Annotated in this window: 21 protein-coding genes; 10 read left to right on the top strand and 11 right to left on the bottom strand. The window is 48.7% G+C overall.

Annotated features, from left to right (window positions below; all coding sequences use genetic code 11):
* Positions 1-342 precede the first annotated feature (342 nt).
* The 4 genes from mtgA to EYR25_RS03345 form a co-directional block, all read right to left on the bottom strand.
* Entirely contained in the window at positions 343-1,128 is a 786-nt protein-coding gene (mtgA, locus tag EYR25_RS03360) for a monofunctional biosynthetic peptidoglycan transglycosylase (RefSeq protein ID WP_133178541.1), read from the bottom strand.
* Positions 1,129-1,804: 676 nt separating this feature from the next.
* Positions 1,805-2,602: a phosphoadenylyl-sulfate reductase gene (locus EYR25_RS03355; protein WP_133178540.1), complete on the bottom strand. Its 798-nt coding sequence runs from the start codon at positions 2,600-2,602 to the stop codon at positions 1,805-1,807.
* Positions 2,595-4,292 (bottom strand): assimilatory sulfite reductase (NADPH) hemoprotein subunit, encoded by a 1,698-nt coding sequence (gene cysI, locus EYR25_RS03350; RefSeq protein WP_133178539.1) that lies wholly within the window; start codon positions 4,290-4,292, stop codon positions 2,595-2,597. Before cysI ends, EYR25_RS03355 begins: the two co-directional genes overlap by 8 nt.
* A gap of 74 nt (positions 4,293-4,366) precedes the next feature.
* On the bottom strand, positions 4,367-6,178 hold the full coding sequence (locus EYR25_RS03345) for an assimilatory sulfite reductase (NADPH) flavoprotein subunit (RefSeq protein WP_133178538.1): 1,812 nt from the start codon (positions 6,176-6,178) through the stop codon (positions 4,367-4,369).
* A gap of 417 nt (positions 6,179-6,595) precedes the next feature.
* Between EYR25_RS03345 and EYR25_RS03340 the strand changes: the two genes are divergently transcribed.
* The 3 genes from EYR25_RS03340 to EYR25_RS03330 all read left to right on the top strand — a co-directional run bounded on the left by EYR25_RS03340 (position 6,596) and on the right by EYR25_RS03330 (position 10,149).
* A complete protein-coding gene (locus EYR25_RS03340; protein ID WP_109286947.1) occupies positions 6,596-8,122 on the top strand; it encodes a Re/Si-specific NAD(P)(+) transhydrogenase subunit alpha in 1,527 nt (508 codons plus the stop codon).
* Between the two features lie 11 nt (positions 8,123-8,133).
* On the top strand, positions 8,134-9,618 hold the full coding sequence (pntB, locus tag EYR25_RS03335; RefSeq protein WP_023268429.1) for a Re/Si-specific NAD(P)(+) transhydrogenase subunit beta: 1,485 nt from the start codon (positions 8,134-8,136) through the stop codon (positions 9,616-9,618).
* A gap of 144 nt (positions 9,619-9,762) precedes the next feature.
* Positions 9,763-10,149 (top strand): hypothetical protein, encoded by a 387-nt coding sequence (locus EYR25_RS03330; RefSeq protein ID WP_133178537.1) that lies wholly within the window; start codon positions 9,763-9,765, stop codon positions 10,147-10,149.
* A gap of 62 nt (positions 10,150-10,211) precedes the next feature.
* Here the strand turns inward: EYR25_RS03330 and EYR25_RS03325 are convergent, their stop codons facing one another.
* From EYR25_RS03325 to hldE, 3 genes are all read right to left on the bottom strand, one after another.
* Entirely contained in the window at positions 10,212-10,691 is a 480-nt protein-coding gene (locus EYR25_RS03325; protein ID WP_023268431.1) for a TetR family transcriptional regulator, read from the bottom strand.
* Between the two features lie 153 nt (positions 10,692-10,844).
* A complete protein-coding gene (locus EYR25_RS03320) occupies positions 10,845-11,672 on the bottom strand; it encodes a hypothetical protein (protein WP_133178536.1) in 828 nt (275 codons plus the stop codon).
* The gene (gene hldE / locus EYR25_RS03315; RefSeq protein WP_023268433.1) at positions 11,669-13,099 is read right to left on the bottom strand and encodes a bifunctional D-glycero-beta-D-manno-heptose-7-phosphate kinase/D-glycero-beta-D-manno-heptose 1-phosphate adenylyltransferase HldE; all 1,431 of its coding nucleotides are present in this window, start codon (positions 13,097-13,099) and stop codon (positions 11,669-11,671) included. Before hldE ends, EYR25_RS03320 begins: the two co-directional genes overlap by 4 nt.
* 102 nt (positions 13,100-13,201) lie before the next feature.
* Between hldE and EYR25_RS03310 the strand changes: the two genes are divergently transcribed.
* Complete coding sequence (locus EYR25_RS03310) at positions 13,202-14,128, top strand: LpxL/LpxP family Kdo(2)-lipid IV(A) lauroyl/palmitoleoyl acyltransferase (protein ID WP_133178535.1); 927 nt, start codon at positions 13,202-13,204, stop codon at positions 14,126-14,128.
* A gap of 153 nt (positions 14,129-14,281) precedes the next feature.
* Here the strand turns inward: EYR25_RS03310 and EYR25_RS03305 are convergent, their stop codons facing one another.
* Positions 14,282-16,006, bottom strand: a complete 1,725-nt coding sequence (locus EYR25_RS03305; RefSeq protein WP_133178534.1) for a potassium/proton antiporter — start codon at positions 16,004-16,006, stop codon at positions 14,282-14,284.
* Between the two features lie 1,111 nt (positions 16,007-17,117).
* Here EYR25_RS03305 and EYR25_RS03295 point away from each other — a divergent pair.
* A complete protein-coding gene (locus tag EYR25_RS03295) occupies positions 17,118-18,032 on the top strand; it encodes a L,D-transpeptidase family protein (protein ID WP_011625331.1) in 915 nt (304 codons plus the stop codon).
* Positions 18,033-18,133: 101 nt separating this feature from the next.
* Here the strand turns inward: EYR25_RS03295 and EYR25_RS03290 are convergent, their stop codons facing one another.
* A complete protein-coding gene (locus EYR25_RS03290; protein ID WP_088210999.1) occupies positions 18,134-18,961 on the bottom strand; it encodes an N-acetyl-ornithine deacetylase in 828 nt (275 codons plus the stop codon).
* 162 nt (positions 18,962-19,123) lie between these two features.
* Between EYR25_RS03290 and EYR25_RS03285 the strand changes: the two genes are divergently transcribed.
* Both EYR25_RS03285 and EYR25_RS03280 read left to right on the top strand, forming a co-directional pair.
* A complete protein-coding gene (locus EYR25_RS03285) occupies positions 19,124-20,539 on the top strand; it encodes a M16 family metallopeptidase (protein ID WP_133178533.1) in 1,416 nt (471 codons plus the stop codon).
* The gene (locus tag EYR25_RS03280) at positions 20,536-22,074 is read left to right on the top strand and encodes a M16 family metallopeptidase (RefSeq protein ID WP_133178532.1); all 1,539 of its coding nucleotides are present in this window, start codon (positions 20,536-20,538) and stop codon (positions 22,072-22,074) included. The genes EYR25_RS03285 and EYR25_RS03280 overlap by 4 nt, the downstream gene beginning before the upstream one ends.
* A 3-nt stretch (positions 22,075-22,077) precedes the next feature.
* Here the strand turns inward: EYR25_RS03280 and EYR25_RS03275 are convergent, their stop codons facing one another.
* Positions 22,078-22,920, bottom strand: coding sequence for a bactofilin family protein (locus EYR25_RS03275; RefSeq protein WP_133178531.1), 843 nt, complete (start codon positions 22,918-22,920; stop codon positions 22,078-22,080).
* Positions 22,921-23,137: 217 nt separating this feature from the next.
* Here EYR25_RS03275 and zapE point away from each other — a divergent pair, with 217 nt between their 5' ends.
* The 3 genes from zapE (at position 23,138) to EYR25_RS03260 (ending at position 26,003) form a co-directional block, all read left to right on the top strand.
* Entirely contained in the window at positions 23,138-24,340 is a 1,203-nt protein-coding gene (zapE, locus tag EYR25_RS03270; protein WP_165953457.1) for a cell division protein ZapE, read from the top strand.
* A gap of 51 nt (positions 24,341-24,391) precedes the next feature.
* Positions 24,392-24,829, top strand: a complete 438-nt coding sequence (locus EYR25_RS03265; protein WP_023268442.1) for a MerR family transcriptional regulator — start codon at positions 24,392-24,394, stop codon at positions 24,827-24,829.
* Positions 24,830-25,067: 238 nt separating this feature from the next.
* Complete coding sequence (locus tag EYR25_RS03260; RefSeq protein WP_133178530.1) at positions 25,068-26,003, top strand: NAD-dependent epimerase/dehydratase family protein; 936 nt, start codon at positions 25,068-25,070, stop codon at positions 26,001-26,003.
* 88 nt (positions 26,004-26,091) lie between these two features.
* On the opposite strand, the gene EYR25_RS03255 is transcribed toward EYR25_RS03260, so the two are convergent.
* Positions 26,092-26,715, bottom strand: a complete 624-nt coding sequence (locus EYR25_RS03255; protein ID WP_133178529.1) for a LysE family translocator — start codon at positions 26,713-26,715, stop codon at positions 26,092-26,094.
* Positions 26,716-26,721 lie beyond the last annotated feature (6 nt).

Here is a 26,721-nt window from a genome sequence, read left to right as displayed (position 1 = left end):
AAGTGATAAAAATAATACCGAAGGCACTCACCTTCGGCATCTAAATACTGACCTATTGTCATTCCTTTTTACACGCGTCATGGCAAACCAACATCCGACACAAGCTAAAAATTAGCGAGGGGAATAGCCAAAGGACTGAGTGTATTTGAAGGGGAAATTCGTGCGCTAATTTACCATTAATTAACCTAGGATGCGAATCAAGCTGCACGATTAAGACAAATTCGTTTAGCAAACTAAATGAAATTTACATTCAGAGCCTAATTCATCTTGAGGATAAAGTTCATATTAACGATAAAGCACATGGCATATTAATAAGACAAAAGTTATCGCCTTATTTATTCGTTAATCGGCCTGATGAACACGGTTGAGCGTCACCTCCCCTAACTGGCGCATTTGCTTACGGATCCAAGCGGAGCGCTGCTGAACATAAGGTGAAGGCGGCGAGACCTTATATCGCCAAGGATTAGGCAATACCGCCGCTAATAATGACGCCTCATAACGGGTTAATTTGGCGGCACTCTTACCAAAATAATGTTTCGATGCGGCTTCGGCGCCATATATTCCGGGGCCAAATTCGACGATATTAAGATACACTTCGAGAATGCGCGACTTATCCCAAACCAATTCCATTAACAGGGTAAACCAGGCCTCAATTCCCTTGCGGATAAAACTGCGGCTCGACCACATAAACAGGTTTTTCGCCGCTTGCTGACTTAAGGTACTCGCACCGCGAACCTTGTTGCCCTTTTGGTTGTATTCAATGGCCGAACTTATCGCGGCTAAGTCAAACCCCGTGTGGCTGGCAAACTTTTGATCCTCTGCGGCAATCACGGCTAATTGTAACTCAGGGGAAATTTGCTCGAGTGGGCGCCATTGATGCCTAACCTCAGTAATCGGCGCGGGCGGGAATATTGCCCGTTCAATCCGCCAAGTCCACATCGGCGGGTCAATAAATCTCAGTAGCACCACACTTAGAACGGAGGCGAGTAATAAGCCTAAGATAAGTTTCACGAGCCAAGCGACTAGTCGCTTAAGGCCGCGTGCTTTGGGCTTGGGCGCTGGGCGATTAGATTTGTTCCCTTGAGGACGATTGACATGATCGCGCATGGCATACATAGGGGCGGTCATCCACTAATCCTCATTAATAGTTCCATCAAAGGGGCCATATGCGGCGGCATTAGCCACTCAGCATAAAATAGCACAGTGTAAGTTGATGATAATATTGTCATAAACAGCGCCAAAAACCGAGCTGAATTGATGAATTAGCGAAATAAACGATGTTAACGATGTTGGCTCAACCTCGGCAGCTTTGACCACAGCTGACCGAGGTGAAATGGGCAGATTAACTAGGGCTAGCAAGTCAATCAAACTGCTTGATACTCGCGGCGGCGAGCAAGGTCTTTTGGAAGTGCGACTGTTTTCCGTCTCGTTATATCGTTACACAGCAAACTAAGCCCATAAATAACGATATTCAACAACTTAACTTGGCAAAATACCGACTAGGGCATATCTGCGTAGTAAACTCCCTCAAAACCATCTACGGGAACTTTGTAATATAGCTCAGAACATTCTAATGTGCATAACTCTGTGAGTAAAAATGTACAAAAATTTTATTCTCGGTGAAAAAGCCTAATCTAACTCTATGAAAACAAACTTTATCTGACTTTAATGACGCCAGAATGACACTCAAAACACTTTAACGGCAAAAGCGCTGCAAAATTAAGCAAAACATTCTTTTGGCGGCATAAAATAAAAAATGCCACAGGGAATACTGTGGCATTTTTCTATTTAATCAAATAGATGGTTATATTTCGTAATGCAAACCGCATTCGCGTTTTAAGCCATTAAAGCGGGTTTCTTCTTCAGTCATCCCTAATTCTAAGGGTTTACTCGAATGGGTATCCCCAACAGAAACATAACCTTGCTCCCATAGAGGATGGTAAGGCAAGTCAAATTGCGTCAGATATAGGTGCACATCTTTGTTCGACCACTCGATAATCGGCAGCAGCTTAAAGCGAGTACCATGGATAGCCAATATCGGTAACTCTTCGCGAGTGCTCGACTGACTGCGGCGCAGTCCCGCAAACCAAGTACCGACTTCAAGTTCCGCCAAGGCACGTTGCATCGGCTCCACTTTATTCAGTCGATTGTAGCGTTCAAGACCCTCTAAGCCCTGCTCCCACAACTTGCCAAAACGCGCCTCCTGCCATGCCGCCGTCATCGGCGCTTGGTAGACCTTAAGATTTAAGGATAAACGCTCGGTCAACTGGTCAATAAACTGATACGTTTCAGGAAAGAGATAGCCAGTATCCGTTAAGATCACCGGAATATCCGATTGCACCTGACTCACCATATGCAGCATCACCGCCGCCTGGATCCCAAAACTGGATGACAGCGCGTGATTACCCGGCAGATAGGCTAAGCCCCAGAGCACTCGCTCTTGAGCCGTCAATCCGGCCAAGAATCGATTAATGCGCTCCAGTTCCGCTTGCTGCACATCCTTAGGTGCCGTTAGCAGCGCGTTAAGTTCGCTGTGACTTACCACGCTCTGCAACGCGTTCGGCAAACCAGAACCCGTTACCCCAGAATCAAGATCAGCCATGGAAATCCTTAGCGGCATCGATTACCGCCTTCACCACGCCCGTGCGGACGGTGAAGTTACCAAAGGTTTCGCCTGCATTACGCTCAACCGCGTAGCGGGCAAATAATGCATCCAATTCAGCAAGGATCTCAGCCTCTTGGATATTCTCTCTATACATCTTATTCAGTCGAGTGCCTTCGAAGTTAGCTCCGAGATACAGGTTGTAGCGACCCGGCGCCTTACCCACTAAGCCAATTTCGGCGGCAAATGGGCGGGCGCAACCGTTTGGACAGCCGGTCATACGCACCACTATGGCTTGATCGCTAATACCATTTTTAGCCTGCAGCGCATCGATATGGTCGATAAACTCAGGGAAATAACGCTCTGCTTCCGCCATCGCCAATGGACAGGTTGGCAAGGCCACACAGGCAATCGAATGACCGCGGGTTTGGGTCAGCACTTGGCCGAGTAAACCGTGTTTACGGGCAAGGCCTTCGATGGTTGCTTTATCCTCGGGAGCCACACCAGCAATAATCATATTCTGGTTTGACGTCATGCGGAAATCGCCCTTGTGGATCTTCGCGATTTCACGCATGCCGGTTTGTAAACTCTTACCAGGCACGTCTTTAATACGGCCACTTTCGATAAACAGGGTTAAATGCCACTTACCATCGACACCTTCGACCCAGCCGTAACGATCGCCGCGATCGCCAATCACTACATCACGCTTAGGTTCAAATTTGACGCCAGTTCTTGCTTCCACTTCGGCCTTAAACTTCTCATAACCATGGTCAACGATAGTGTACTTAAGGCGCGAGCGCTTACGATTGGTACGATTCCCCCAGTCACGCTGCACTGTCATCACAGCTTCGGCAAACTTCATCACATCTTCAGTTTTGATAAAACCAAAGTCATCGGCCAAGCGCGGGAAGGTTTCGACTTCACCGTGGGTCGAGCCCATGCCGCCACCTGCTGTCAGGTTAAAACCGACTAATTCGCCATTTTCGGCCACAGCAATAAAGCCTAAGTCGTTGGTGTAGACATCAACATCGTTATCCGGCGGTACGGCAACGGCCATCTTAAACTTACGTGGCAAGTAGGTCTTGCCATACACAGGTTCAACGGTTTCGTCTTCTGTGGTCAGCAACTTCTCTTCGTCTAACCAAATCTCGGCGTAGGCACGAGTGTGGGGCAGCAGGTGATCAGACAGCTTTTTCGCGACTTCATAGGCCTGCGCATGCAGTTTAGATTCGACCGGATTCGGGTTACACATCACGTTACGGTTAACGTCACCACAGGCGGCGATAGAATCGAGCGCCTCACGGTCTAAGCCTTGAATAATGGTCTTGAGGTTACGCTTTGGAATTCCGTGGTATTGGAACGTCTGACGCGTCGTTAAACGAATACTGTTAGAGCTGGTGAGCGTCGAGGCAATTTCATCCACACCTAACCATTGCTTAGGTGTACACACACCGCCTGGCACGCGGGCACGTAACATAAAGCTATATAAAGGCTCGAGTTTTTGCTCTTTACGCTCGTTACGTAAATCGCGGTCATCCTGCTGATAGAAGCCGTGGAATTTGATCAATTGCTGATCGCCATCGCTAAAACTGCCCGTTACAGAGGAATCTAATCCCTCTTTAATAGTGCCACGCAGATAATCACTGTCGGTCTTTAGGTATTCGTTTAATGCTAACTTTTGCTCACTCATGGCAACTGCCTCTTAAAATTCGTTCGGTGGCAGTATCTCAGTGGATACTGCTCTCTATCTTTGGTATCGATTAATTAGTACACGTCTTTTTGGTAACGTTTATGACTGCGCAGAGTCTCGAAATATTCTTCCGCCGCCTCGCTAGACAGTCCGCCAAACTCCACCGCAACCGCTAATAGGGCTTGATGTACGTCTTTAGCCATACGCTCGGCATCACCACAAATATAAAGATGCGCGCCATTTTGCAGCCATTGCCACAGGGCTTGCCCCTGTTCTTTAATACGGTGCTGCACGTAAATCTTATGGGCTTGATCCCGCGAAAATGCTACATCGATACGGGTTAAATCGCCGTTTTTCAGATACTGTTGCCACTCGGTTTGATACAGGAAGTCCTGCTCAAAGTGAGGATTACCGAAGAATAACCAGCTATCGCCCTTCGCACCTTGTGCCACGCGCTCCTGCATAAAGGCGCGAAACGGCGCAACCCCTGTGCCAGGACCAATCATGATGACTGGCGTTTGTGGATCTTCAGGTAAACGGAAATGCTTGTTCGGTTCAACATACACTTTTACTTCGGCACCTTCCTGTGCCGAGGCTAAGAAGTGAGAAGCACCGCCAAAACGCGTTTGCCCTTGATGCTCATCCTCCACCAAGGCCACGGTGAGATGCACTTCAGTATCGACCTCACTTTGGCTCGAGGCGATGGAGTAGAGTCTCGGTGTTAATGGGCGTAATAGCTCCACTAACTTGTTTGCATCGAGATTAGCGTCAGGCTTGAGCTTGTAATTAGCCACTAAGTCTGCAAATTGATGATGTAAGATAAATTGGCGAACCTGTTCTTTATCTTCGCTAATGGCAAGCAGCTCAGGGCTTGCGGACAACTCGGCCCAGGTTTTGACTAATCCAGGATATAACTGTGTCAGCTCTTTCTTCTCGATTAAGGCTTGTTTGAGGCTGATGGACTCATTACCGACGGTTACCGTGGTATCGGCCGCTAACCCTAAGCCCGCTAAAATTTCATCGACTAAAGTTTCGCTGTTGCTAAACCACACTCCAAGGGCATCACCGGCTTCGTAACGCAGTCCTGACTCACCTAAATCGATTTCAACGTGGCGTACATCTCGGTCTGAACCACGTCCGGTGATCTTCTGGCTCACCAACACTTCTGCACTGTAAGGGTGTTGCTTAGTAAATTCGCTCTCGCTGGCAACTTGTGCCGAGCCGGTATCATTGAGCGCCACCACCTTAGCCGTGGTTTGAATAAGTGGCTTCACCGCAGTAAGCACATCGGCGTGCCACTGTCCGGCCGCAGCTTCGTAGTCCACATCACACTCAACCAACGGCAATAAGGCTTTAGCGCCTAACGCCGAAAGCCGCGCATCAAAGTCTTTACCTGTCTGGCAGAAGAACTCATAGCTCGAATCGCCCAGCGCCAACACAGAGTAATGCAGGTTGTTTAATTGAGGTGCACGTTTCGATGCTAAAAATTTATGTAATTCAATCGCATCATCCGGCGCTTCACCTTCACCATGGGTACTTACCACCAGCAATAGCAAGGTTTCTTGCTTGAGTTGGCGCACATTATATTCACCCATAGAGGCTAAATTCACACTATAGCCCTGTGCCTTTGCCTTATCGGCCAAAGCTTTAGCAATACCACGGCCATTGCCGGTTTGACTGCCATAAAGAATGGTCACTGTCTGCGCCGCCTGAGCGTCGGATACGGGCGCGAGCTGAGCCTGATTGCCCGCATTAGCCGTTGCGGCTAAATAACCGCTCACCCAAGCAAGTTGCACCGCGTTTAATTCAGCGGTGAGTTGTTTCAGCTTTTCGACCTGCGGTTGCGACAGGGGTGAAGCCAGTGATGAAAGTTCTTTTAACAACATGAGACGGCCCTATGACAGTGTAATGTCCAGCAGATTAACGTGGTTTTAGAAAAGCAAAAAAGAATAATATTTGATTTTTAATTCCATTTTGGAATATACAAAGCGCAAAATTTAAGCTACAAAAGTGTGCACTGGTTAAAAGTTTTTGATACGACCAGTTCAGAAACGGCCAGCTTGAGCAATATGCGCTTGTGTCAAACCAAAGTATTGCCACAATGGTGACGAGCCTGCTGTACAGTGACCTCTGTTGCTCGCAAAGAAGTTTGTTTTCAAGCACAAATTTCATACCAAGATTGAATGCGCTAACTGTCACAACTGAATAAACGAGTCCATTCTTACCGCGGCCTAGCCCTACCTAGGTTTAGCTCAGGGGAAGCACTCAGGCGGAACGATTATATAAACCACCAGGGAGTAATCATGCAGATTGGAATACCGAGAGAGAGTCTCGCCGGTGAGACTCGGGTCGCCGCGACCCCTGCCACCGTCGAACAACTTAAAAAGCTCGGCTTTGAAGTTGTTGTTGAGGCCAATGCTGGCTTACTGTCTAGCTTTGACGATGCCGCTTTTGAAGCCGCTGGGGCGAAGATCACGGCAGAGGTTTGGCAAGCGGATCTGATTTTTAAAGTCAATGCACCGACCGATGCTGAAATTGCGCAAATTAAAGAAGGCGCGACCTTAATCAGCTTTATCTGGCCCGCTCAAAATCCAGAGTTGGTCGAGAAACTGTCTAAACGCAACATCAATGTGATGGCGATGGACATGGTGCCACGTATTTCCCGTGCCCAATCCCTCGATGCTCTCTCCTCTATGGCCAATATCGGCGGTTATCGCGCCGTTGTTGAAGCCGCGCACCACTTTGGCCGTTTCTTTACCGGACAAATTACCGCCGCGGGTAAGGTTCCTCCAGCAAAAGTGCTGGTGATTGGTGCCGGTGTGGCGGGTCTTGCGGCCATTGGTACCGCAGGTTCGCTAGGGGCCATAGTACGTGCTTTCGACACACGCTTAGAAGTGGCCGAACAAATCGAATCTATGGGTGGCCAGTTCCTCAAGCTGGACTTCACCAATGAAGATGGCAGCTCATCGGATGGTTACGCCAAAACCATGTCAGACGAGTTTATCGCCGCCGAAATGGCACTGTTTGCCGAGCAAGCCAAAGAAGTCGATATCATCATTACCACAGCGCTGATCCCAGGCCGCCCAGCACCTAAGCTCATCACCAAGGCTATGGTCGACAGCATGAAGCCCGGCTCTGTGATTGTCGATATGGCCGCACAAGCGGGCGGTAACTGTGAATACACTCAGCCAAGCGAGCTGTTTGTGACCGAGAATGGCGTTAAAGTCATCGGCTTTACCGATCTTCCCGGCCGCCTGCCTGCGCAGTCTTCACAGCTTTACGGAACTAACTTAGTCAACCTGATGAAGTTAATGTGTAAAGAGAAAAACGGCGTCGCCAGCATCAACTTCGATGATGTGGTCATGCGCAATATGACAGTGGTCAAAGCTGGCGAAGTGACCTTCCCGCCACCGGCGATTTCGGTGTCGGCCGCGCCCGCCAAACCTGCGGCTAAGGTCGAAGCCAAAGCGGCTGAGGCCAAAAAGCCATCCAAGCTTAAGTATATTCTCGCCGCCCTTGGCGCTGCGGGTTTTGCCGCGGTTGCCTCGGTTGCGCCAGCCGAGTTCTTATCCCACTTTACGGTTTTTGTCCTGTCCTGCGTGGTGGGCTATTACGTGGTGTGGAACGTATCCCACTCACTACATACGCCTTTAATGTCAGTGACTAACGCGATTTCGGGCATTATCGTGGTCGGCGCCTTGCTGCAAATTGGACAAGGTTCAACCTTGGTCACTGTGCTGGCGTTTATCGCCGTGCTGATCGCCAGTATTAACATCTTCGGCGGCTTTACCGTCACTCAGCGCATGCTGAAGATGTTCCGTAAAGATTAAGGGGGTATAACGTGTCTCAAGGACTGGTAACAGCAGCTTACATTATTGCCGCCGTGCTCTTTATCTTCAGTCTCGCAGGATTGTCGAAGCAAGAAACGGCCAAACACGGCAATTTATTTGGTATCACAGGTATGGCCATTGCCCTACTGGCGACCATTTTTAATCCTGACACCAGCGGTGTCGCTTGGATTATTGTCGCCATGGTGATTGGTGGTGCCATCGGCGTGCGTTTAGCACTTAAAGTCGAAATGACAGAAATGCCCGAACTGGTCGCAGTACTCCACAGCTTTGTGGGTATGGCGGCGGTATTAGTGGGCTTTAACAGTTTTATCGACCTACACCCAGAGCAAGTATCCCAAGTGGTTGTGGCCGTTGGCGGAGATATCAACTCCACCTTAGCCGCAGTGCAGGATGCGCTAAGCGAAGCGGCCAAAGCCGCCGAGAAAGCCCATTTAACTGGCGCCATGCTCAACATTCACTTAGTGGAAGTGTTTCTCGGGATCTTTATCGGTGCAGTAACCTTCACGGGTTCTATCGTCGCCTTCGGTAAGTTACGCGGATTAATTTCTTCAAAACCTTTGATGTTGCCACATCGCCATAAACTGAACCTCGCAGCGGTATTGGTATCGCTTGGCCTGTTGGTGTACTTCGTGCAAACCGGTGGCACTATGCCTGCCCTGCTGTTGATGACACTTATCGCCTTCGCCTTTGGCTGGCATTTAGTGGCTTCAATCGGCGGTGCGGACATGCCAGTTGTGGTCTCTATGCTGAACTCCTACTCAGGTTGGGCAGCAGCAGCAGCGGGCTTTATGCTGTCAAACGATCTGCTGATCGTGACAGGTGCGCTCGTGGGCTCATCGGGTGCGATTCTGTCTTACATCATGTGTAAGGCGATGAACCGCTCGTTCATTTCTGTTATCGCAGGTGGATTTGGCACCGATGGTGTGGCCTCATCTGGCGATGAAGAAATGGGCGAATACCGTGAAACCAACGCCGAAGATGTGGCTGACATGTTGAAAAATGCAACTTCTGTCATCATCACCCCAGGCTATGGTATGGCAGTGGCACAGGCACAATATCCTGTAGCTGAAATCACTCAAAAACTGCGTGATCGCGGCGTGAAGGTACGCTTTGGTATTCACCCTGTGGCGGGTCGCTTACCTGGCCATATGAACGTGCTCTTGGCTGAAGCCAAAGTGCCCTACGATATCGTGCTCGAAATGGACGAAATCAACGAGGACTTTAGCGATACCGACGTTGTGCTCGTCATTGGTGCCAACGATACGGTGAACCCTGCTGCGATGGAAGATCCGGGCAGCCCAATTGCGGGCATGCCAGTGCTCGAAGTGTGGAAAGCGCAAAACGTGATTGGCTTTAAACGCTCGATGAACACAGGTTATGCGGGTGTACAAAACCCACTGTTCTTTAAAGATAATACTCAAATGCTGTTCGGCGATGCGAAGGCCAGCGTTGAGGCGATTTTAAAAGCGCTGTAATGCTTAAGTTTGCTTGTTAATCATAAAGGGAGCCACTTGGCTCCCTTTATCTTTTCCCCTGTTTAGGGATGTGTTTTCACACGTTTTTAAGCCAGCTCAGCTAGTCTCAGCGCAATTTCTCGCTTCTGATAAACGGAGATCTTCATGCTGCTTGGATTATTTATTCTGTCGGCAATATTAATCAAAACGTCGTTATTGGGGCTGGGTTGGATATCAATAGGTATCGGCGTTGGGGGTTATCTTTTTTGCCGTTTTTACCAAATTAATCTTGCAGACCTACTGGTCAAAAAATTTAGACGGCTTTTTATCAGTGGGGCGATATTGCATCTGCTGCTGTATGTCGGCCTTGTCGTAAAACTCTTCCTGATCGATAGCCTAGAGGATATTCCGGCCTTTTTAATCAGTCATTTGGTATTCCATCATGCACTCTGCGCAATGATTGCAGCCGCCCTTACTTTTATGGCAATTGGCGTTTACCTTAGCCAACAAAAGCTAAAGCAGGCAAATATCACTCCCCCAATCGCGAGCTAATTTACCCCCCCTAAAAAGCCAAAAGGAGCCCAAGGCTCCTTTTGATAGCAATTCATTTTTGATTATGCCGCTTTGGCAACATCAAAATTTGACAGCAGCATGACCGCAGTACGGCCTAATAGGTGATTGATGGTGCGATCGCCGACCAATCCTAATTCAGCAATGGCTTGCTGACGTGCTGTGCTGACCGCTCTGAAGAGGGTAATTTCATTATTCGCGCCACCACAGAGGCTGAAGAATAATCTTAACACTGCGCGGTAATGCTCCTCTTGCATCGCTTGCATCCAAGAGGCCTCTAAAGCTTCTTGGCTAGAAAAATCGAGCGCGGCAACAAATAAATTGCCAATACGACTATCTAAACGAATTAAGAAGTCGTTTTTACGCGGAAAGTGATGACTAATACCAGTGCGGCTAATCCCCGTTGCTTCAGATAACGTGGTATAAGACATCGTCTCAAAGCCAATAGTCAAAATTTGTCTTAACGCTTCATCCATAATCTGATTGATGGTTTGCTCTGTCTGTACTCGTGAGCGCTTAGCCATAGTAAAGTCTCCCGTTGTTCTTTTTGTGGGATAGAGCTTACCAAAGCCTTTCAGGGATTACTGCTGTTTGGAAACGCCAAACAAGTGTATTTCGCTTTTGTTCAGCTAGGGTTCAGTTTGAAACAGTGGATTTTACCGATTACATTAACATCTTTATAACATCGAATTTTGTACTAACCAGTCATGTGCCTTTGCCTCTCCCATTAGCACTATCAACGTAGGTGCAAGAAAACGACCCAGCTCAGGCTTACGCCAAGATAGGTATTCTGGTAGGGGTTGCAGCACAGCCTCACCAAAAGTGCGCTGCATTAAACTGGAGTATTCGCGTAAATTCTGCGGTTCGATTTGCGTGATTTGGGAGTAAAAATTGACTACAAAATCACGATATTGGCTGTAATTGGCGATTTGGCTCACTTGATACTTTTTTAACACCTGTATCATCATAGGGCTAGTCCAGTGAGACATATACTGCGAGTTTGTTAACGCTGCAAGATTGCGCCTATGATATTGCTGCCAAGCTAAATCAAGATTACCTTTGGCCTTGGCAATACGCCAAATCAGGTAAATATCCGCTAACCATTCATGCTGATAAGCCGTTAATTCATTTGGTAAAACATCGCCCTGTAACCCAATATTTTCAAGGTGACCTAACTCATGCCACAGGGTTAATTGTGCCTGTTCTTTGAGGTCATATTGATAGGTTGTACCATCGATATTGAGCAGTTGAAAATCTGGTGTTTCTCGCTCATTTACCAGGATTAGACCGGAGAAATGACTATCATCGATGGGTAACACCATTGCACTGCGAAGCCCAAGCTCTGTTTTAAACAGGGCCTCGCTGTAGGGGAGCTGTTTACGAACCTGAGTTGGAAATGTTGCCAGACACTGACTCAATTGCGCTAACGGACAAATTAATGCCTGCTTGTCGCCAATAGGCACCCAAGTCAGGCTTGAAATCAGTGTCAGGGCAATGAGACTCACTGTTTTGCCATGATATTTTGGATAATGGCCGTGGTTGATATCCCGTCTTCAAACCCTAATACTTGGACTTGGCCACCCGCGGCGATCACCTCTGCACCACCAGCAATATCTTCAACCTTATAATCTCCGCCTTTGACGAGGAGATCAGGGAGTAATCTAGCGATAATCCGCTGTGGTGTGTCTTCAGTAAAAGGCACAACCCAATCGACAGCGGCTAATCCCGCTAACACAGCCATACGTCTATCCACTTGATTGACAGGGCGACCTTCACCTTTTAAGCGTTTGACCGAGGCGTCATCATTCACGGCCACAATCAATCTATCGCCTAAAGCTTTGGCTTGCTTGAGGTAACTGACATGCCCCGCGTGCAGAATATCGAAGCAACCGTTAGTCATCACCACTCGCTCGCCGCGCAATTTGGCTTGCTCTAAGGCATAGGCAAGTTGATCTTCACTCACCACCCCAAAACCCGATTCACCGTGGTGCAGTGCTAAGGCTTCAATCAGCTCGATACGGGATACAGTTGAAGTACCTAATTTACCCACCACAACCCCAGCAGCGGTATTGGCAATGGCGCACGCCTGCGGCAGTTCTGCGCCCGCGGCAAGTGAGGTCGCGAGAGCTGAAATCACAGTATCACCAGCGCCTGTCACGTCATACACCTCACGGGCCACCGTAGGGATATGTAACTCAGGGGCATTGGCCGTCACTAAGGTCATGCCCTTTTCGGAGCGAGTGACTAAGATAGCGTCGAACTGGTGTTTGTTGAGTAAGCCACGGGCCTTTTCGAGCAGATCCGCCTCAGAGGTTACCGCGCCAACTACGGCTTCAAATTCACTCATGTTGGGTGTGATGAGTGAAGCGCCATGGTAACGGCTAAAATCGGAACCCTTTGGATCGACAAGCACTTTCACGCCTTTAGCGCGAGCCAGGGCAATAAAATCCTGCGGCTTATCGATAGCTCCCTTCGCATAATCCGACAGCACCACCACATCGACCGAATCGAGTAAGGCTTCAGACTGTTTAAGCAACCGCGCACTATCCTGCTTATCGAAGGACTCTTCAAAATCGAGGCGAATGAGCTGCTGGTTACGCGACAGTACCCGCAGTTTGGTAATGGTCGGTTTATCGGCAATATTCAACCACTGTGGCTCAACGCCTAAGGCTTGCACGCCAAGAGTTAACGCCTTAGCGGTATCATCTTCGCCGACTAACCCCGCCAATTGCACTTGGCCGCCTAGGGTCGCGATATTTAGCGCCACGTTGGCCGCACCGCCCGGTCTGTCTTCGACTTGGTTAATCTTCACCACGGGCACAGGCGCTTCGGGCGAGATACGACCCGTTGGCCCAACCCAGTAGCGATCTAACATCACATCGCCGACAACTAACACTTTGGCTTTTTCAAATGCTGGCAGAGAAACCTTCATAGCGCTCTTATCTATTGCAGAAATTAAACCGTGATTGTACCTAATTTTCAGCAAAATATGAGTTAGAATAAGCAGTAATTTTCAAAAGTAGTGAGTATTTTTGTGGTCGAGAAAGCTGAGTTTTCATCCTCCTTATATCATCCGAAACACTGGCCCATGTGGTTTGGGGTGTTAGTGATGCGGATTACCCAAGTGTTGCCGCTCTCGTGGCAGATGAAGTTAGGCAAAGGATTAGGCCGATTAGTTAAGACTATTGCAGGCAGTCGTACCCATACCGCGCGCCGCAATTTAACTCTCTGTTTCCCCGATATGCCCGAATCGGAGCGCGAAGCCCTGCTGACCCGTAACTTTGAAGAAACAGGTAAAGCGATTTTCGATACCATCAATGCCTGGTGGTGGTCCGATGAAAAAATCCAACAGCATATGCAGATCACAGGCAAAGAATACGTGCAAGACACCTTGAATGCTGGCCATGGGGTGATTCTGTTTGCCGTGCACTGTTTACCACTGGAAATGGGCGCGCGTATTTTTGGTCAATTCCAACCCGGTGTTGGGGTGTACCGTCCACACAACAATCCGGTGATGGAATATCTACAGGTAAAAGGTCGCTTACGCTCAAACAAAGCCTTAGTGCCAAAACGCGATCTACGCCAGATGGTGCGTTGTTTACGTAATCCCGATGTGATTTGGTATACCGCCGATCAGGATTTTGGGCGTTCGAGTGCGGTGTTTATTCCCTTTTATGCCGTGCCCGATGCCGCGACCATTACCGGTGCCACCACACTGGCAAAACTCGGTAAGGCCAAAGTATTACCCTTCTTTGTGGAGCGTACCGAAGGCGATAAGGGTTACCATATTGAGATTATGCCACCGCTGGATAACTTCCCCGGTGAAGATGAGCTAGCCGATGCCATTCGTGGTAACAAAATTATCGAAGGGATTATCGATAGAAATCGCGCTCAATATATGTGGCTTCACCGCCGCTTTAAGACTCGCCCCGATCCAACGGACAAGTCCTTATATAAGTAAGCTTTCGCTCAGAGTGTTCGAGATAAGTGCTTAAAAGCGGATAAAAAAATGCCAAGCAATCGCTTGGCATTTTGTTTATATCTGTTGTTTTGTTGAGCATCTTTAGATACTTGGGTAAAAGAAGAAAATTAGCTCGTTAAGTCCCAAAACAGGTTATGCTTCTGCGGGTAAGCGAATACCCACATTGGTCACTTTGCCTTCATAGAGCCCTGCAACTACCCAATGCAATGACTGCCACAGGAACTGATCCCCAAGTACCGGATGTGAGCCTAATTCAACCGCCACTAAATCTGCGACCGTCATATCGCCGGTTACTTCGTCTAATTCCAGACCATAAATCGGTGCCAAATCCAGCAGCTTGACCTTGGTATCAATAAAAAAGTCACCAAAGAAACGTGGTACATCTTTAGTTTCAGGCGCCTGACTAAAGAGGTTACTCAAGGCCTCTAGACTCTTCTCTTGCCCAAGCACGCACAAAATATCCCCCGCTTCAAGGCAGGTACTGCCCGATGGATGCAGCAGTGTATTATGGCGAAATACCGCCGCAATCCGCGTACCATCTGGCATAGAGAGGCGTTTAAGCGGCTCGCCGATGCACCATTTGTTTTCACTCAGATGGTACACAAACACTTCCCACTCGCTGCTCGGATATATTTCGACCCCTGAACGTGAAATCGGCAACGGCTTAGGCGGTAACTCAACCTTAGCTAAACGCGCCGCCGTGGTGAGTGACGCCCCCTGCACAAGCAGTGACACTAACACCACGAAGAATGCCAAGTTAAAGTACAACTGCGCCCCAGGTAATCCTGCCATCATAGGGAATACCGCTAAAATAATCGGCACGGCGCCACGCAATCCGACCCAAGAAATAAACCAACGGTCACGGCTGCTAAAGCTCTTAAAGGGCAGCAAGCTGAGCCATACGGCTAACGGTCTGGCAAACAGGATCATCCCAAAGGCTAATGCCAAGCCCGGCAACCAGATATCCAACAAGTCAGATGGTGTGAGCAGCAGCCCTAGAACAAGGAACATGCCGATTTGACTCACCCAAGTCATGCCATCCAACACGTTTAAGATTGAATGGCGACCACGGGTAGGCTTGTTGCCGAGGAATAGACCGACTAGATAAATCGACAGAATGCCGCTGCCGCCAAGTTTGTTCGACGCGGCATAAATCATCAGGCCGCCACTGAGCACTAAAATCGAATATAAACCTTCAGCAAGCTGACTTAAGTTCACCAATTTCCACAGCAGCCAACCACCACCCAAGCCTAATAAAATCCCCAAACCAAACTGCTTGATAAAGCTAATCAGCATAAAACTTGCGGATAACTCGGCGTCCACATTAGCGAGGATGGCAATCAGGGTTACGGTTAAAAACACCGCCATGGGGTCGTTACTGCCCGATTCGATTTCCAGCGTCGCGCCAACACGCTCGTTAAGACTGCGCCCTTTTAATAGAGAAAATACCGCAGCCGCATCGGTGGAGCCGACAATTGCCCCCACCAGCAAGCCTTGTAGCCAGTGTAAGTCAAATAACCATGCGGCCATCACGCCCGTGATACTGGTGGTGATAGCCACCCCAAAGGTCGCCAGCGACAATGCCGGCCACAGTGCCACCCTAAAGCTCGCGACACGCGTGCGCATACCGCCATCGAGCAAGATAATGGCTAAGGCTAAGTTACTGACAAGATAAGCGGTTGAGTAGTCGTCAAACAAAATGCCGCCGGGACCATCTTCCCCAGCTAAAATCCCTACTGCGAGGAAAATTAATAAGATAGGGATACCCAAGCGCGAAGACACGGGACTTAACAAAACACTCACAGCGGCAAGCAAGGCACCGATCAGAAAAAAACTATTGATGGAATCTGCATCCACACATGCCTCCTTAAATACAAGAGTGTTTAGTTAAACGATAAAGAAATCACCTAGATTAAAAATGACTCAATTGAAAATTTTGGAGTCTCTATACTAGCATAAAAAATGCAATTTTATGGAGTTTTAAATATTAAATTTCAAACATCTACATTGAAATCATCTCTCCTAGGCCTTTTCAGCTAAATTCAATAGAAAAACCAGTACAACAAAAAAATCATCTCTGGCCCCCATCTAACCCTATAAGTTATAAAAAAAACTTATTTATCAATAAACTTTAAATTATCACTCCATACAAACTGACTATTTAATGCATAAATACTGGAGGTAACCATATAGAAATCTATCTTACCGACAAAAATCCACTCCACTACTACAAAATTCATAATAAATTGAAAGCATAGATAAAATTACCTTTTCCATTGTGTTATCGACATACAAGCCTCTAAAGCTGTCATAAAGACAATCTCTGTCAAATAGACAATTAAAAATCAGTATCAAAAAGACAATCAAGCATAGAGTAAAACTAACATTTCTCTTTATTTTCAAAAACAAAAGATTTGGCAAATATTACGCAATAGCAGGTGAAACGTATCAAAGTGACGTTGCATCAAGGAGACTTATGAGAAATACAAATTTGCCGCTATCGCACTGCTAATTGTGCTGATTGCTTCATTTACTGTACAACTGTGCATCGACAGTGAGATTTATCGTTTACACAAAAGCCTTTTAGGACAAGCGCATCGACAAGTTTAAGCGTAAACGAAACACGGCTTCGTCCGCCGGGAGGCACCAGTTTAGCTCAAGCAACTGACACCTTTCAGCGTGACTATATCCAGCAAGTGCTCGCAGCGCATCATGGTAATTGGGCCGCTTCGGCCAGACCTTAGGACTCGCCCCAGGTAATCTGCATCGCCTTGCAAAACGCTTAAGGCTAAAATAAGTGATAAATACGCCGTACGGATCATATTTCAGTTGAAATAATGGCCAAAATAAGGAAGGATGCGAGCTTCGCGCGCCAGTGCACTTTGCCCGACAATTTGCCGCCCTATTTTGGGGAGAAAAAGCCGCGTAAAACAGGTTATTTTATTAACAGGAATCGTAGTATCCGCTTATGAGTATGCTTCGCACCACAGCTTTATTATTGACTCTGGTTTTTCCGAGTCTTTCCGCTTTAGCAACGGAATACCCTTTACCGTCTTCAAAGAGTCGGTTAGTTGGCGAGAACCTGTATTACACAGTGCCAGAGGGTAAACACACCCTCGAAGATATTGCCGCTAAATTCCAACTCGGTCTAAGCAACTTGCTGGAAGCAAACCCTGGCGTGGATCCTTTCCTACCAACACCAGGCAGCAAGCTATTAATTCCTCAACAGCTCATTCTGCCAAATGCGCCGCGTGAAGGCATAGTGATCAACGTTGCTGAAATGCGCCTGTATTACTATCCAAAAGGTAAGAACACCGTTGAAGTGCTGCCCATCGGTATTGGTCAGATTGGTAAAGATACCCCTGAAAACTGGGTCACCAGTGTTCAACGTAAACGCGCTAACCCAACTTGGACACCAACCCCACGTATTCGTAAAGAATATGCGGCAAGGGGTGAAATTCTGCCTGCGGTATGGCCAGCTGGTCCCGATAACCCAATGGGACTGTACGCGCTTTACATTGGTAACTTGTATGCCATCCATGGTACCAACGCCAGCTTCGGTATTGGTTTACGTGTCAGCCAAGGCTGCGTACGTTTACGCCACGATGACATTGAACACTTATTCAAAACGGTTCCAGTGGGTACCCGAGTACAATTTGTGAACCAACCAATTAAAGCGACCGAAGAGCCAGATGGTAAGCGCTACTTAGCCGTACACCAGCCACTGTCACGCACCATTGCCGAGTTTGAATCAGAAGAGCCCGTCTCTCTGACCTTACCGAAAGACATCGCTAAGTTTATTGCTAAGGCCGATACCGATTCAGCAGTGATTAAAAAGCTGCTCGATGAGCGTACAGGCGTGCCAACGATTATTAATCAATAATCGGCAACCAGTAATAGATTGCAGCGGTTGATGCCGCTGCGCCCATAAAAATACCCGCCTAGGCGGGTATTTTTGTTTCAATCGAAATAAAACCTATCGGCTCAATCACATAATGGTGCGCAAAGGGCCAAGAAATGGGTCATTGCCGCGCTATTTGCCAAGATGCGTTGGTCGAAGTTTTGCAGTGCGGGGGTTTCGGTACAGGCACCGACACGCGCACCACTACGCACTAAACACGCCTCAAATGAGGTATCGAAGTGATTGAAAATCAAACCATCTTTAACAGGGCAACCATCAATCTCACCGTCTGCGGCGATAGGGAAATAGCCCCCTAAGGTATCGCGTAAATCGAGACTAAAACGTCCCGGCACTTGGCTTGGCTCGAAGGAATACACATAAGCCTCGCGGCTCAGCACGTCCTCATGGCAGGTTAAAATACCGTCACGGCTCGCCGCGATGAGTAACTGCGCATGATCCAACAGCAGCTTACCTTCCACCGAAGTGCTCTCGTTGGCCTTAGGTTTACCGTTTTCAAACACGAAGCCACGGTTAGGGTTTTCGCCAAACTTGTTAAATCTGTGACCACGTTTAAAGCCGGTTGGATTCACCAGGGGCAGAATGCTCAAATTCACCCGCTCGAATAAATCGGCCGATGCCTCACTTAAAAAGTGCAGTAAGCCCCAAGGACCCGCCGATTCTTCACCGTGAAACCCTGCGCTGATCAATAACGAAGGTAAGCCAGATTTGGCGGCGGGAGATTGATACAGACTGACGCTATACTTGCCGACTTCACCGAGTTTTTTCTCAACCATCCCCAAACGGGACATTTCCTGCTCAAGCTGTAGATAAAAATTATCGATATCAGTGCTTTCACAGTTAAAAATATCGCTTTTCCACTGAAAGGATTCGAACGGAGATCTGCTTACCATATCTTGTACTTATGCCAGAAAAAGAACTGTGCCATCATAGCAGTTCTTTTCAAAAACTGAATGCTATTCAACTGATTTAGATGAAATCAGAGGAGTGGGTTAAGCTGCTCACACAAGCACACAGATGAAAGCCTTCAGCGGGTAATTTAGATGGAATGCTAAATGAGAACATACCTCAGTTATTACTTTGGCCTAGCGCTCGTGTTGCTTAGCCCTTCGCTTAAGGCGCAGTGCCAGATAACGGGCGCCGAGCGCCTGTATCAACTCGAGTCGCAAATTGAGACTTACACTTTAGCCAATGGCCTCACTGTTCACCTCTTGCCGCAAGCGGATAAGCATACCGTGACCATTGCCAGCCAATTTAATGTCGGTGCGCGCAATGAGGCCAAGGGCCAAACTGGCTATGCGCACTTATTCGAACACATGCTCTTCAAGGGCAGCGAACAAGCGCCTGGTGACAGCTATGCCCAGCAGTTAAGTGCCCTTGGGGCGCGTTTTAACGCCAGCACCCACTTCGATAACACCAATTATTATGTCACTCTACCCAGCCAAGCCCTCGACTTGGGACTGTTCCTCGAGGCCGATCGTTTTATTCGTCCCGATTTAAACGAGACTACAGTAAAGAATCAGCAGGAAACCGTGCTCCAAGAAATGGCGCAAACCATAGATAACCAGCCCTATGTGCGCAGTGCGATGGAGTTTCTGCTAGAGCAGGTGAAGGATACGCCCTACGGCCATGGTATTATTGGCAGCCGTGAGGATATTTCTCAGGCGAGTCCCGAGCGTTTAACCGCTTTTCACCGAGCCCATTATCGTCCCGATGCGATGCAGTTATCCTTAGTCGGCAAGCTTCCCTCCGATGTCAAGTCGCTTATAGCACAACACTTTAAGGCTTGGTCTACACCTAATCAGCCCATAGCCGAATTTGATGAGCTGAAAATCACGCCTAAACCAGTACATGCGGAGCTTATCGATAAGCGTGGTCCTTGGCCCGGCTTACTGCTCGCCTGGCATACTGTAGGTAAAAATCATCCCGACGCCGCCGCTATTCGCCTGCTCGAAGGCTATTTATTCCAAAATACCCGCAGCGCCATAGCGCAAATCAGCCAGCACGACCCGGCGCAAATGTTGAGTTATTCACTGCCCTTTGAGCTGGAAAATCATGGCATAACCAATCTGGTCTTAGTGCCTAGGGCCAAAACCTCACTCGATGACTTAACGGAAAAGGTTTTAGGCGTGGTTACCAAAGTGCAGCAGACACCATTGAGCGACGCGGAACTGTGTCAACTCAAACAAACCTGGCTGAACAATCAGTTAGCGCTGCTCGATAACACTCAATCGCTCGCCACCCTGTTATCCTCCACGGCGAAACAAGACCAAATGCATCCTTTAACGGCCCAGTGGCAACGGATTAACTCTGTAACGACAGAGGATCTTCAACGGGTTGCCACGCTCTACTTTACCAACAATATGGTCAGGGTTGACCTGTTACCGCCTTGGTATATCCGCGTTGGCAAGACGTTGCTGGAGTGGCTGCCATCGAGTGTGAGCGATAGCCTTGAGGACGCGGTACTATGATAAAAATGATTTCATACAGTAGATTGGCAATAGCGCCAACTCTCCTTAAAGGCCTAAAAGCCATGAGTCTTGGCCTTGTCGGTATCACGCTAATGGCCTGCCAACAGACCCAGCTTAACTTTACCGCCACCCAAGCGCCCAATTTGGCAAGCTTCGATACCCCAACTCAGCTACCGGAGGTGGGGCTGATCCGCCTGCCCACAGAATCGGCTTTTATCGATGTGGTGCCCGATGGCCTAACACTCCCCTATCAGCTCCACAGAGTACACAGCAGCCAAGGGTTGAGTAATAGGGTGAGTCTAGTGGCCATCAGTCCCAGCATGCCCTTCGAAAATCCGGATATTTTACAATTCGCCCTGCAGGAAAAAGCTCGTAGTCTGGCGCTCAACCAACCCGATGCCTGCCTTGAAACCTTCGAGACTCGCGTTACCCTGCACAGTATCAATCTGAGCCTAGCCTGCCCCATGCCGGTTAATCATATCTACCGCCTATTGATACAGTTTTGGCAAGCCGATGCGTTTAGCGAACATGCCGTGGCTGCGGTCGATATCGACAATATCCGCCGCCAATTGAAACTCAATAAGCACTTAAATGCCTTTAGTGGCGCTGAAATTGATAAAGTCTGGCGCGATAAACTCCTCGGGGCGGCGCATCCCTATAATCAGAGCATTAATAATCAGGCACTGTACGACTCACTCACCTTAAGTGAACTATCGCAGTTGCAGCAGCGCACATTTACCCAAGCAAAGTGGCACCTGTTTTTAGAAGGCACAGAGACCGAAGAAGCCGAGTTTGATCTCAAGCAAAGCCTCGCCCTGTGGCCAAGTAACACCGACTTAAGCTTGGCCACGACATCAACTAAACCAAAGCCGCTTAATCGAGCGACTTCGTCGATAAAGCAGTCCCACACTATCTATCTGATTGATGCGCCGGGGAGTGTACAAACTCAGGTACGGATCGGTTATGCCCTCGACGATAAACACTTATCAGCACAAGATATTCCACTCGCTTGCCGCAGTTTAGCCGCCATCTTGGGGCGCAGCTTTTCGGGCCGGCTCTATTACGACTTGCGTGAACAGCGCGGCTTAACCTATGGCATTTACGGCCAATGCGCTAATGCGCCACTCGCCACCAGCATTAAGTTTTATGGCAGTACGGCAATAGAGCACACGGGCGCCTTTGTGGTGGGGATTTTAGATCATCTAAAGCTGCTAGCCTCTACGCCCGCGAGCGAAGGGGAAATCGCCGCCCTTAAAACCTATCTGATTGGCGAAGCGCTGTTAACCCAAGACAATCCCAGCCAGCGCGAAACTCAGTTTATTCATCAACTCGTGTTGGGATTAGATCCCCTGTTGAATCAAGCGATGAGCGCTAAACTGCAGGATCTGACGCCCCCACAGTTGCAGCAGTTAACCCAGCAAGCTTTTAGCGGTGAACCTCTGGTGATTTTACGGGGGGATGTCGATAGGATAACGGCCGACCTCACCCACAAGCTGCCGGGCTGGCAGCTAAAGGTGGTCAAAGTAAACGATTAATTTTTAGAGTTTACCGCTAGGTACATCGCTCGCCGAGCCCTGTTGTAACATCTGGGCATGGCCTTGCTCCATTTGCGCTAAGTCTTCCATGGCGGCGTCAGACTCCATATTAGGATGCCCTTCGCTTGGGTGTTCTGGATTGCTGCCATCTTGGCTATCCAATGCCATGGCTGAAGCCGTTTGTGTGTCGTTATCGCTTGCTACAGCGCTATCATTGACGAGCGAGTCATCTTTCACGGGGGATTGCAGCAGAGTTTCACTATTCAGGGCATCGCCCTTGGCAGTATTTGCTGTAATGGCCGCTGGTTGACCAAAGGTGCTTACCCAAGTAGTTAACTTTGCCGGTGTTATGACACTAACCAGCACAATAACGGCGGCCGCCGCGGCGCCATAGGGCAACCATTTGCGCGCACCCGGCTGATTATCCCGAGCAAACAAGGCGTTAGTCTGAGCGGTTTTGGTATTTTTGGCGCTACCTTCTGGCGCTAAGGTTTGTAATAGCTCGGGTAAATGCTCCAACTCTTGGCCAATAATGCGCTGACCGATAAATTGCCCGCCTTCATAAATTTCTAATTGGTGGCTAAGCACTTCGCCTTCGACCGTGCCAGAGCTGACAATCACTAATTTATTGCAACGCACCTTGCCGCGAAAAACTCCACAGACTTTCAGTTCATCACAGCTGAGCTCACCCGAAACTTCACCACCAAGCTCGATTTTAATCTGTCCGGCGCAGCGGATATTCCCCGCTAATTTCCCCGCAACTAATGCCGTGCCCGCCAGTTGCATCTCGCCCTCAATGGAGGTTGAGGCACTGATAAAAGTGACACAATTACCTTTGCTACCCATAGGTTTAATTCCATCTCATTATTTTTGTGAAAAAGATGTTAAGTGAAAATACCTGAAGAATAAAGCATTGGATTCCTTTGATATTTGACTTGAGTCGGTTTTAGGTAAGATTTTAGTCCGCTGATTAACTGTGTTAGGCTGGCAAGGTTTTTCAGCATCTTTGGGCCCTACATTAGCACAAGCTTGCTGCCGCAAAGGGATAACACTGACTCAATCGATGATAAATTCCATGGTCTTAAACCCGCTCACAACGGCAACCGCCACCCAATCACCTCTGGCCATTTATCAGGCCAAAATCGGCGCCGAGCTGATTGAGGATCCCGCGCAGGCACAGGCGGTACTCGCCTTAGATGAACTGTATCAGCAGATCTGTGGCCAAACAGACGCTCAGCCACCCAAGGGCTTGTATCTGTGGGGCGATGTCGGCCGGGGTAAAACCTTTCTTATGGATTTGTTCTTCGATGCCCTGCCACAACAGGGAAAGCTTAGACTGCACTTTCATCGCTTTATGGCGCGGGTGCACCAAGCCTTGAAAGAACATGCAGGGCAGCGCGATCCGCTTCAGCTGATCGCAAAAAATTTAGCGCAGGAGTGCAAGGTACTCTGTTTCGATGAGTTTTTTGTCTCAGACATAGGGGATGCCATGATCCTCGCTGGTTTGTTTGAAACCTTGTTTGCCCAAGGGGTGGTGCTAGTCGCCACATCCAACATTCCCATCGAGCGCTTATATGAAAATGGCCTCGCCAGACACAGATTTTTACCCTGCATTGCCCTGCTCCAGACCCATACCCAAATGCTGCATCTGAATGGCAAGCAAGACCATAGGTTGCACACCTTGAATCACGAGCCGTCGGCAGAGGCCATTGCCGCCACCTCAAAGCATATTGGCCTGACTGGCACACTGGATTTCGAGGCCATTTTTACGACACTCACTCATGGTGCGCCCGTGCGTGAAGCCAATACACTGCGCGTTTGTCAGCGTGATATTCCTGTCCTGCGCGCCACTGCTGAAGGCCAGCAGCCTTCCGTTGTTTGGTTTGATTTTCATGCACTGTGCGATGGCCCGCGCTCACAACTCGACTATATTGAAATTGCGAGCCGATTTAAGGTGTTAATGCTGAGCAATGTGCCCAGACTCGGGGGCGAAGTAAAAGGTTGGATCCGCGCCCGCGGCACTGAAGATGGCACAGGCGACAACCAAGCGGCCGCCACGGGAGAACGACAACTGTCCTACGCCGCTAACGATGACCCAGCGCGGCGTTTTATCAGCCTTATCGATGAGTTATACGACCAAGGGGGGAGCTTATATTTAAGCTGCGACGTGCCACTGAGCGAACTCTACCAAGGCGGCGCCCTCAGTTTTGAGTTTCGCCGCACCTATAGTCGGCTCATAGAGATGAGTCAGCAAAGAGTAGAATGAGGCAAAATGCCCCATGGTCACGATTAACATCAGCAAGAAAGTGATATCAAGATGAATATTGGTGAATTATCCCAAAAGACCGGACTTGCGGCGTCGCGGATCCGATTCTACGAACGCATTGGTTTACTCAAAGCGGTGAAACGTAAAGCCAATGGTTACCGCAGTTATCCCCCTGAGGCTGTGATGGCGCTCGAGATGATCACCACTGGGCAACAGGCGGGATTTAGCCTCGACGAACTGCGGTTGCTACTTCCAGCCGATCTGGCCAACTGGGATCATCAACATTTACTCACTACGCTACGACAAAAGGTCAACGACCTCGAAGAAATCGAGCGAAAAATCGCACTCAACAAAGCCAAGTTATTGGAGGTCTTAACCGAAATTGAAGCTAAACCCCAAGATATGGACTGCCAAACCAATGCGCAGCGGGTGATGTCTCAATTCGGTTGGGATATTTTACCCACTCAATCGCAGCCAAAGACCAAATAACCCGATCACAGAAAGGCCTTACATCGAAGACAATAACGGCCCCCTCTTTTTTGCCACCACTTTGCTGGCAGTGGATTTAGCCTAAATGAGTCACCACATCCCAACTAGCTTCTTTATTCTTATGGCATCACTAGGTGCGGTTTAAGTTCAAGCGAATAAATCCCAAGATTGGCTATTGACCTTAAACTTAGCTTTAACCTTAGGATAGCGGCAAACGAGTCATCCCTTTGGAGAAAATATGAGACAAACTATACTCGGAGCCAGTGGCCAAATCGGCAGAGAACTAGCCCTTAGCCTTAACCGCGAGTTTGACTGTGACATTCGCCTTGTTAGCCGTAAACCGCAAAAAGTGAATGCCACGGACGAGTTAAAGAGCGCCAACCTGCTCGACTTAGCACAAACCTTAGCCGCGGTGGAAGGCTCTGACATCGTTTATCTCACGGCGGGACTGCCAATGGATACTCAGCTTTGGGTCGAGCAATGGCCTGTTATCATGGAGAATGTTATCCAGGCCTGTAAGACTCACGGCGCCAAGCTGGTGTATTTCGATAATACCTATATGTATCCGCAAACGGCGGCGCCGCAGCACGAGGATGCAGCATTTGCACCCAATGGTGCCAAAGGCCGCGTGAGGGGCGAAATCACCCAAATGTTACTCGATGAGATGAAGGCCGGGCGACTCGAGGCGATAATCTGCCGCGCGCCAGAATTTTACGGCCCAGGTCAAACCCAGAGCATTACCAACACCACGGTTATCGACAATCTCGCCCAAGGGAAAAAGGCCAAAGTATTTTTACGTGACGATACGAAACGCAGTTTGATTTACACCCCAGATGCTAGCCGCGCCATGGCCTTACTCGGGAATACGCCTGATGCCTATGGACAAACATGGCACTTACCCTGTGATGACAATAGATTGACCTATAAGGAATTTATTACTCTTGCAGCCGACATTTTTAAAGTGTCGGCGCGATATACTGTGATCAAAGAATGGCAACTGTGGCTCGCGGGTAAATTCAACCCCACCATACGTGATGCTAGAGAATTGCTGCCCCGTTATCGCTGCGACAATCTGTTTATTTCCGATAAATTTAAAGCCCGTTTCCCTGATTTTAAGGTCACTCGCTTTGAACAAGGGCTGGCTGAAATCACCAAGGAACGCAAGTTAATCTAAGCGTATGCTCGATGACATCGTGGATAAGTGTGACGCCATCTCATGCATTCACTAACTGGCAGTGAGTAAAAGGCAGACGCTTAGGTTATCAGTCGCTAATAGCGACTTTTCCGGCAAGACCGACCAGTAACACGCCGGAAACGCCCTCAAGTCCGCGAGCGTAACGCTGTGAATCGGCTCGATTAAATAGCCAACTGCCACAGGCGGCATATAGCAGGTTAACCAAGGTTGCTAGGCCACTGAAGAGTAAACCTAAGATCAACAGCTGCGTGGCAACCTCGCCCGAGGTGGGGTCGATAAATTGCGGTAAAAATGATAGGAAAAACAGCGCTACCTTAGGATTTAACACACTCACCACCACGCCCTGTAAAAACACATTGGTGTTTGGCGTGACGTTGTCGCCAATCACTATTCTGCTCTGGCCCTGCCAGCAGGATATCAGGGCTTTTACACCTAAATACAATAGGTAAGCCGCACCGAGCCATTTAACTATATTAAAGGCCAAGGCCGAACTTAAGATAATGGCGGAGAGCCCTAAGCAAGCGGCCAAGGTATGCACAAAATAACCCGCACCTAATCCTAACGCCGCTTTAAGACCGCTGGCCATCTTCCCCTTCATAGTGTTCGAAACGATGTAGACCACATCGGGCCCAGGGATCAGATTGATTGAGAGGCACGCAATCACAAACATCAGCAACGAATCTAGCTCCATTTATAT

The organism is Shewanella decolorationis (assembly GCF_004354305.1).
In the GTDB taxonomy this organism is placed as follows: Bacteria; Pseudomonadota; Gammaproteobacteria; order Enterobacterales; family Shewanellaceae; genus Shewanella; species Shewanella decolorationis.
This window is presented reverse-complemented; position numbering and strand designations above follow the sequence as displayed.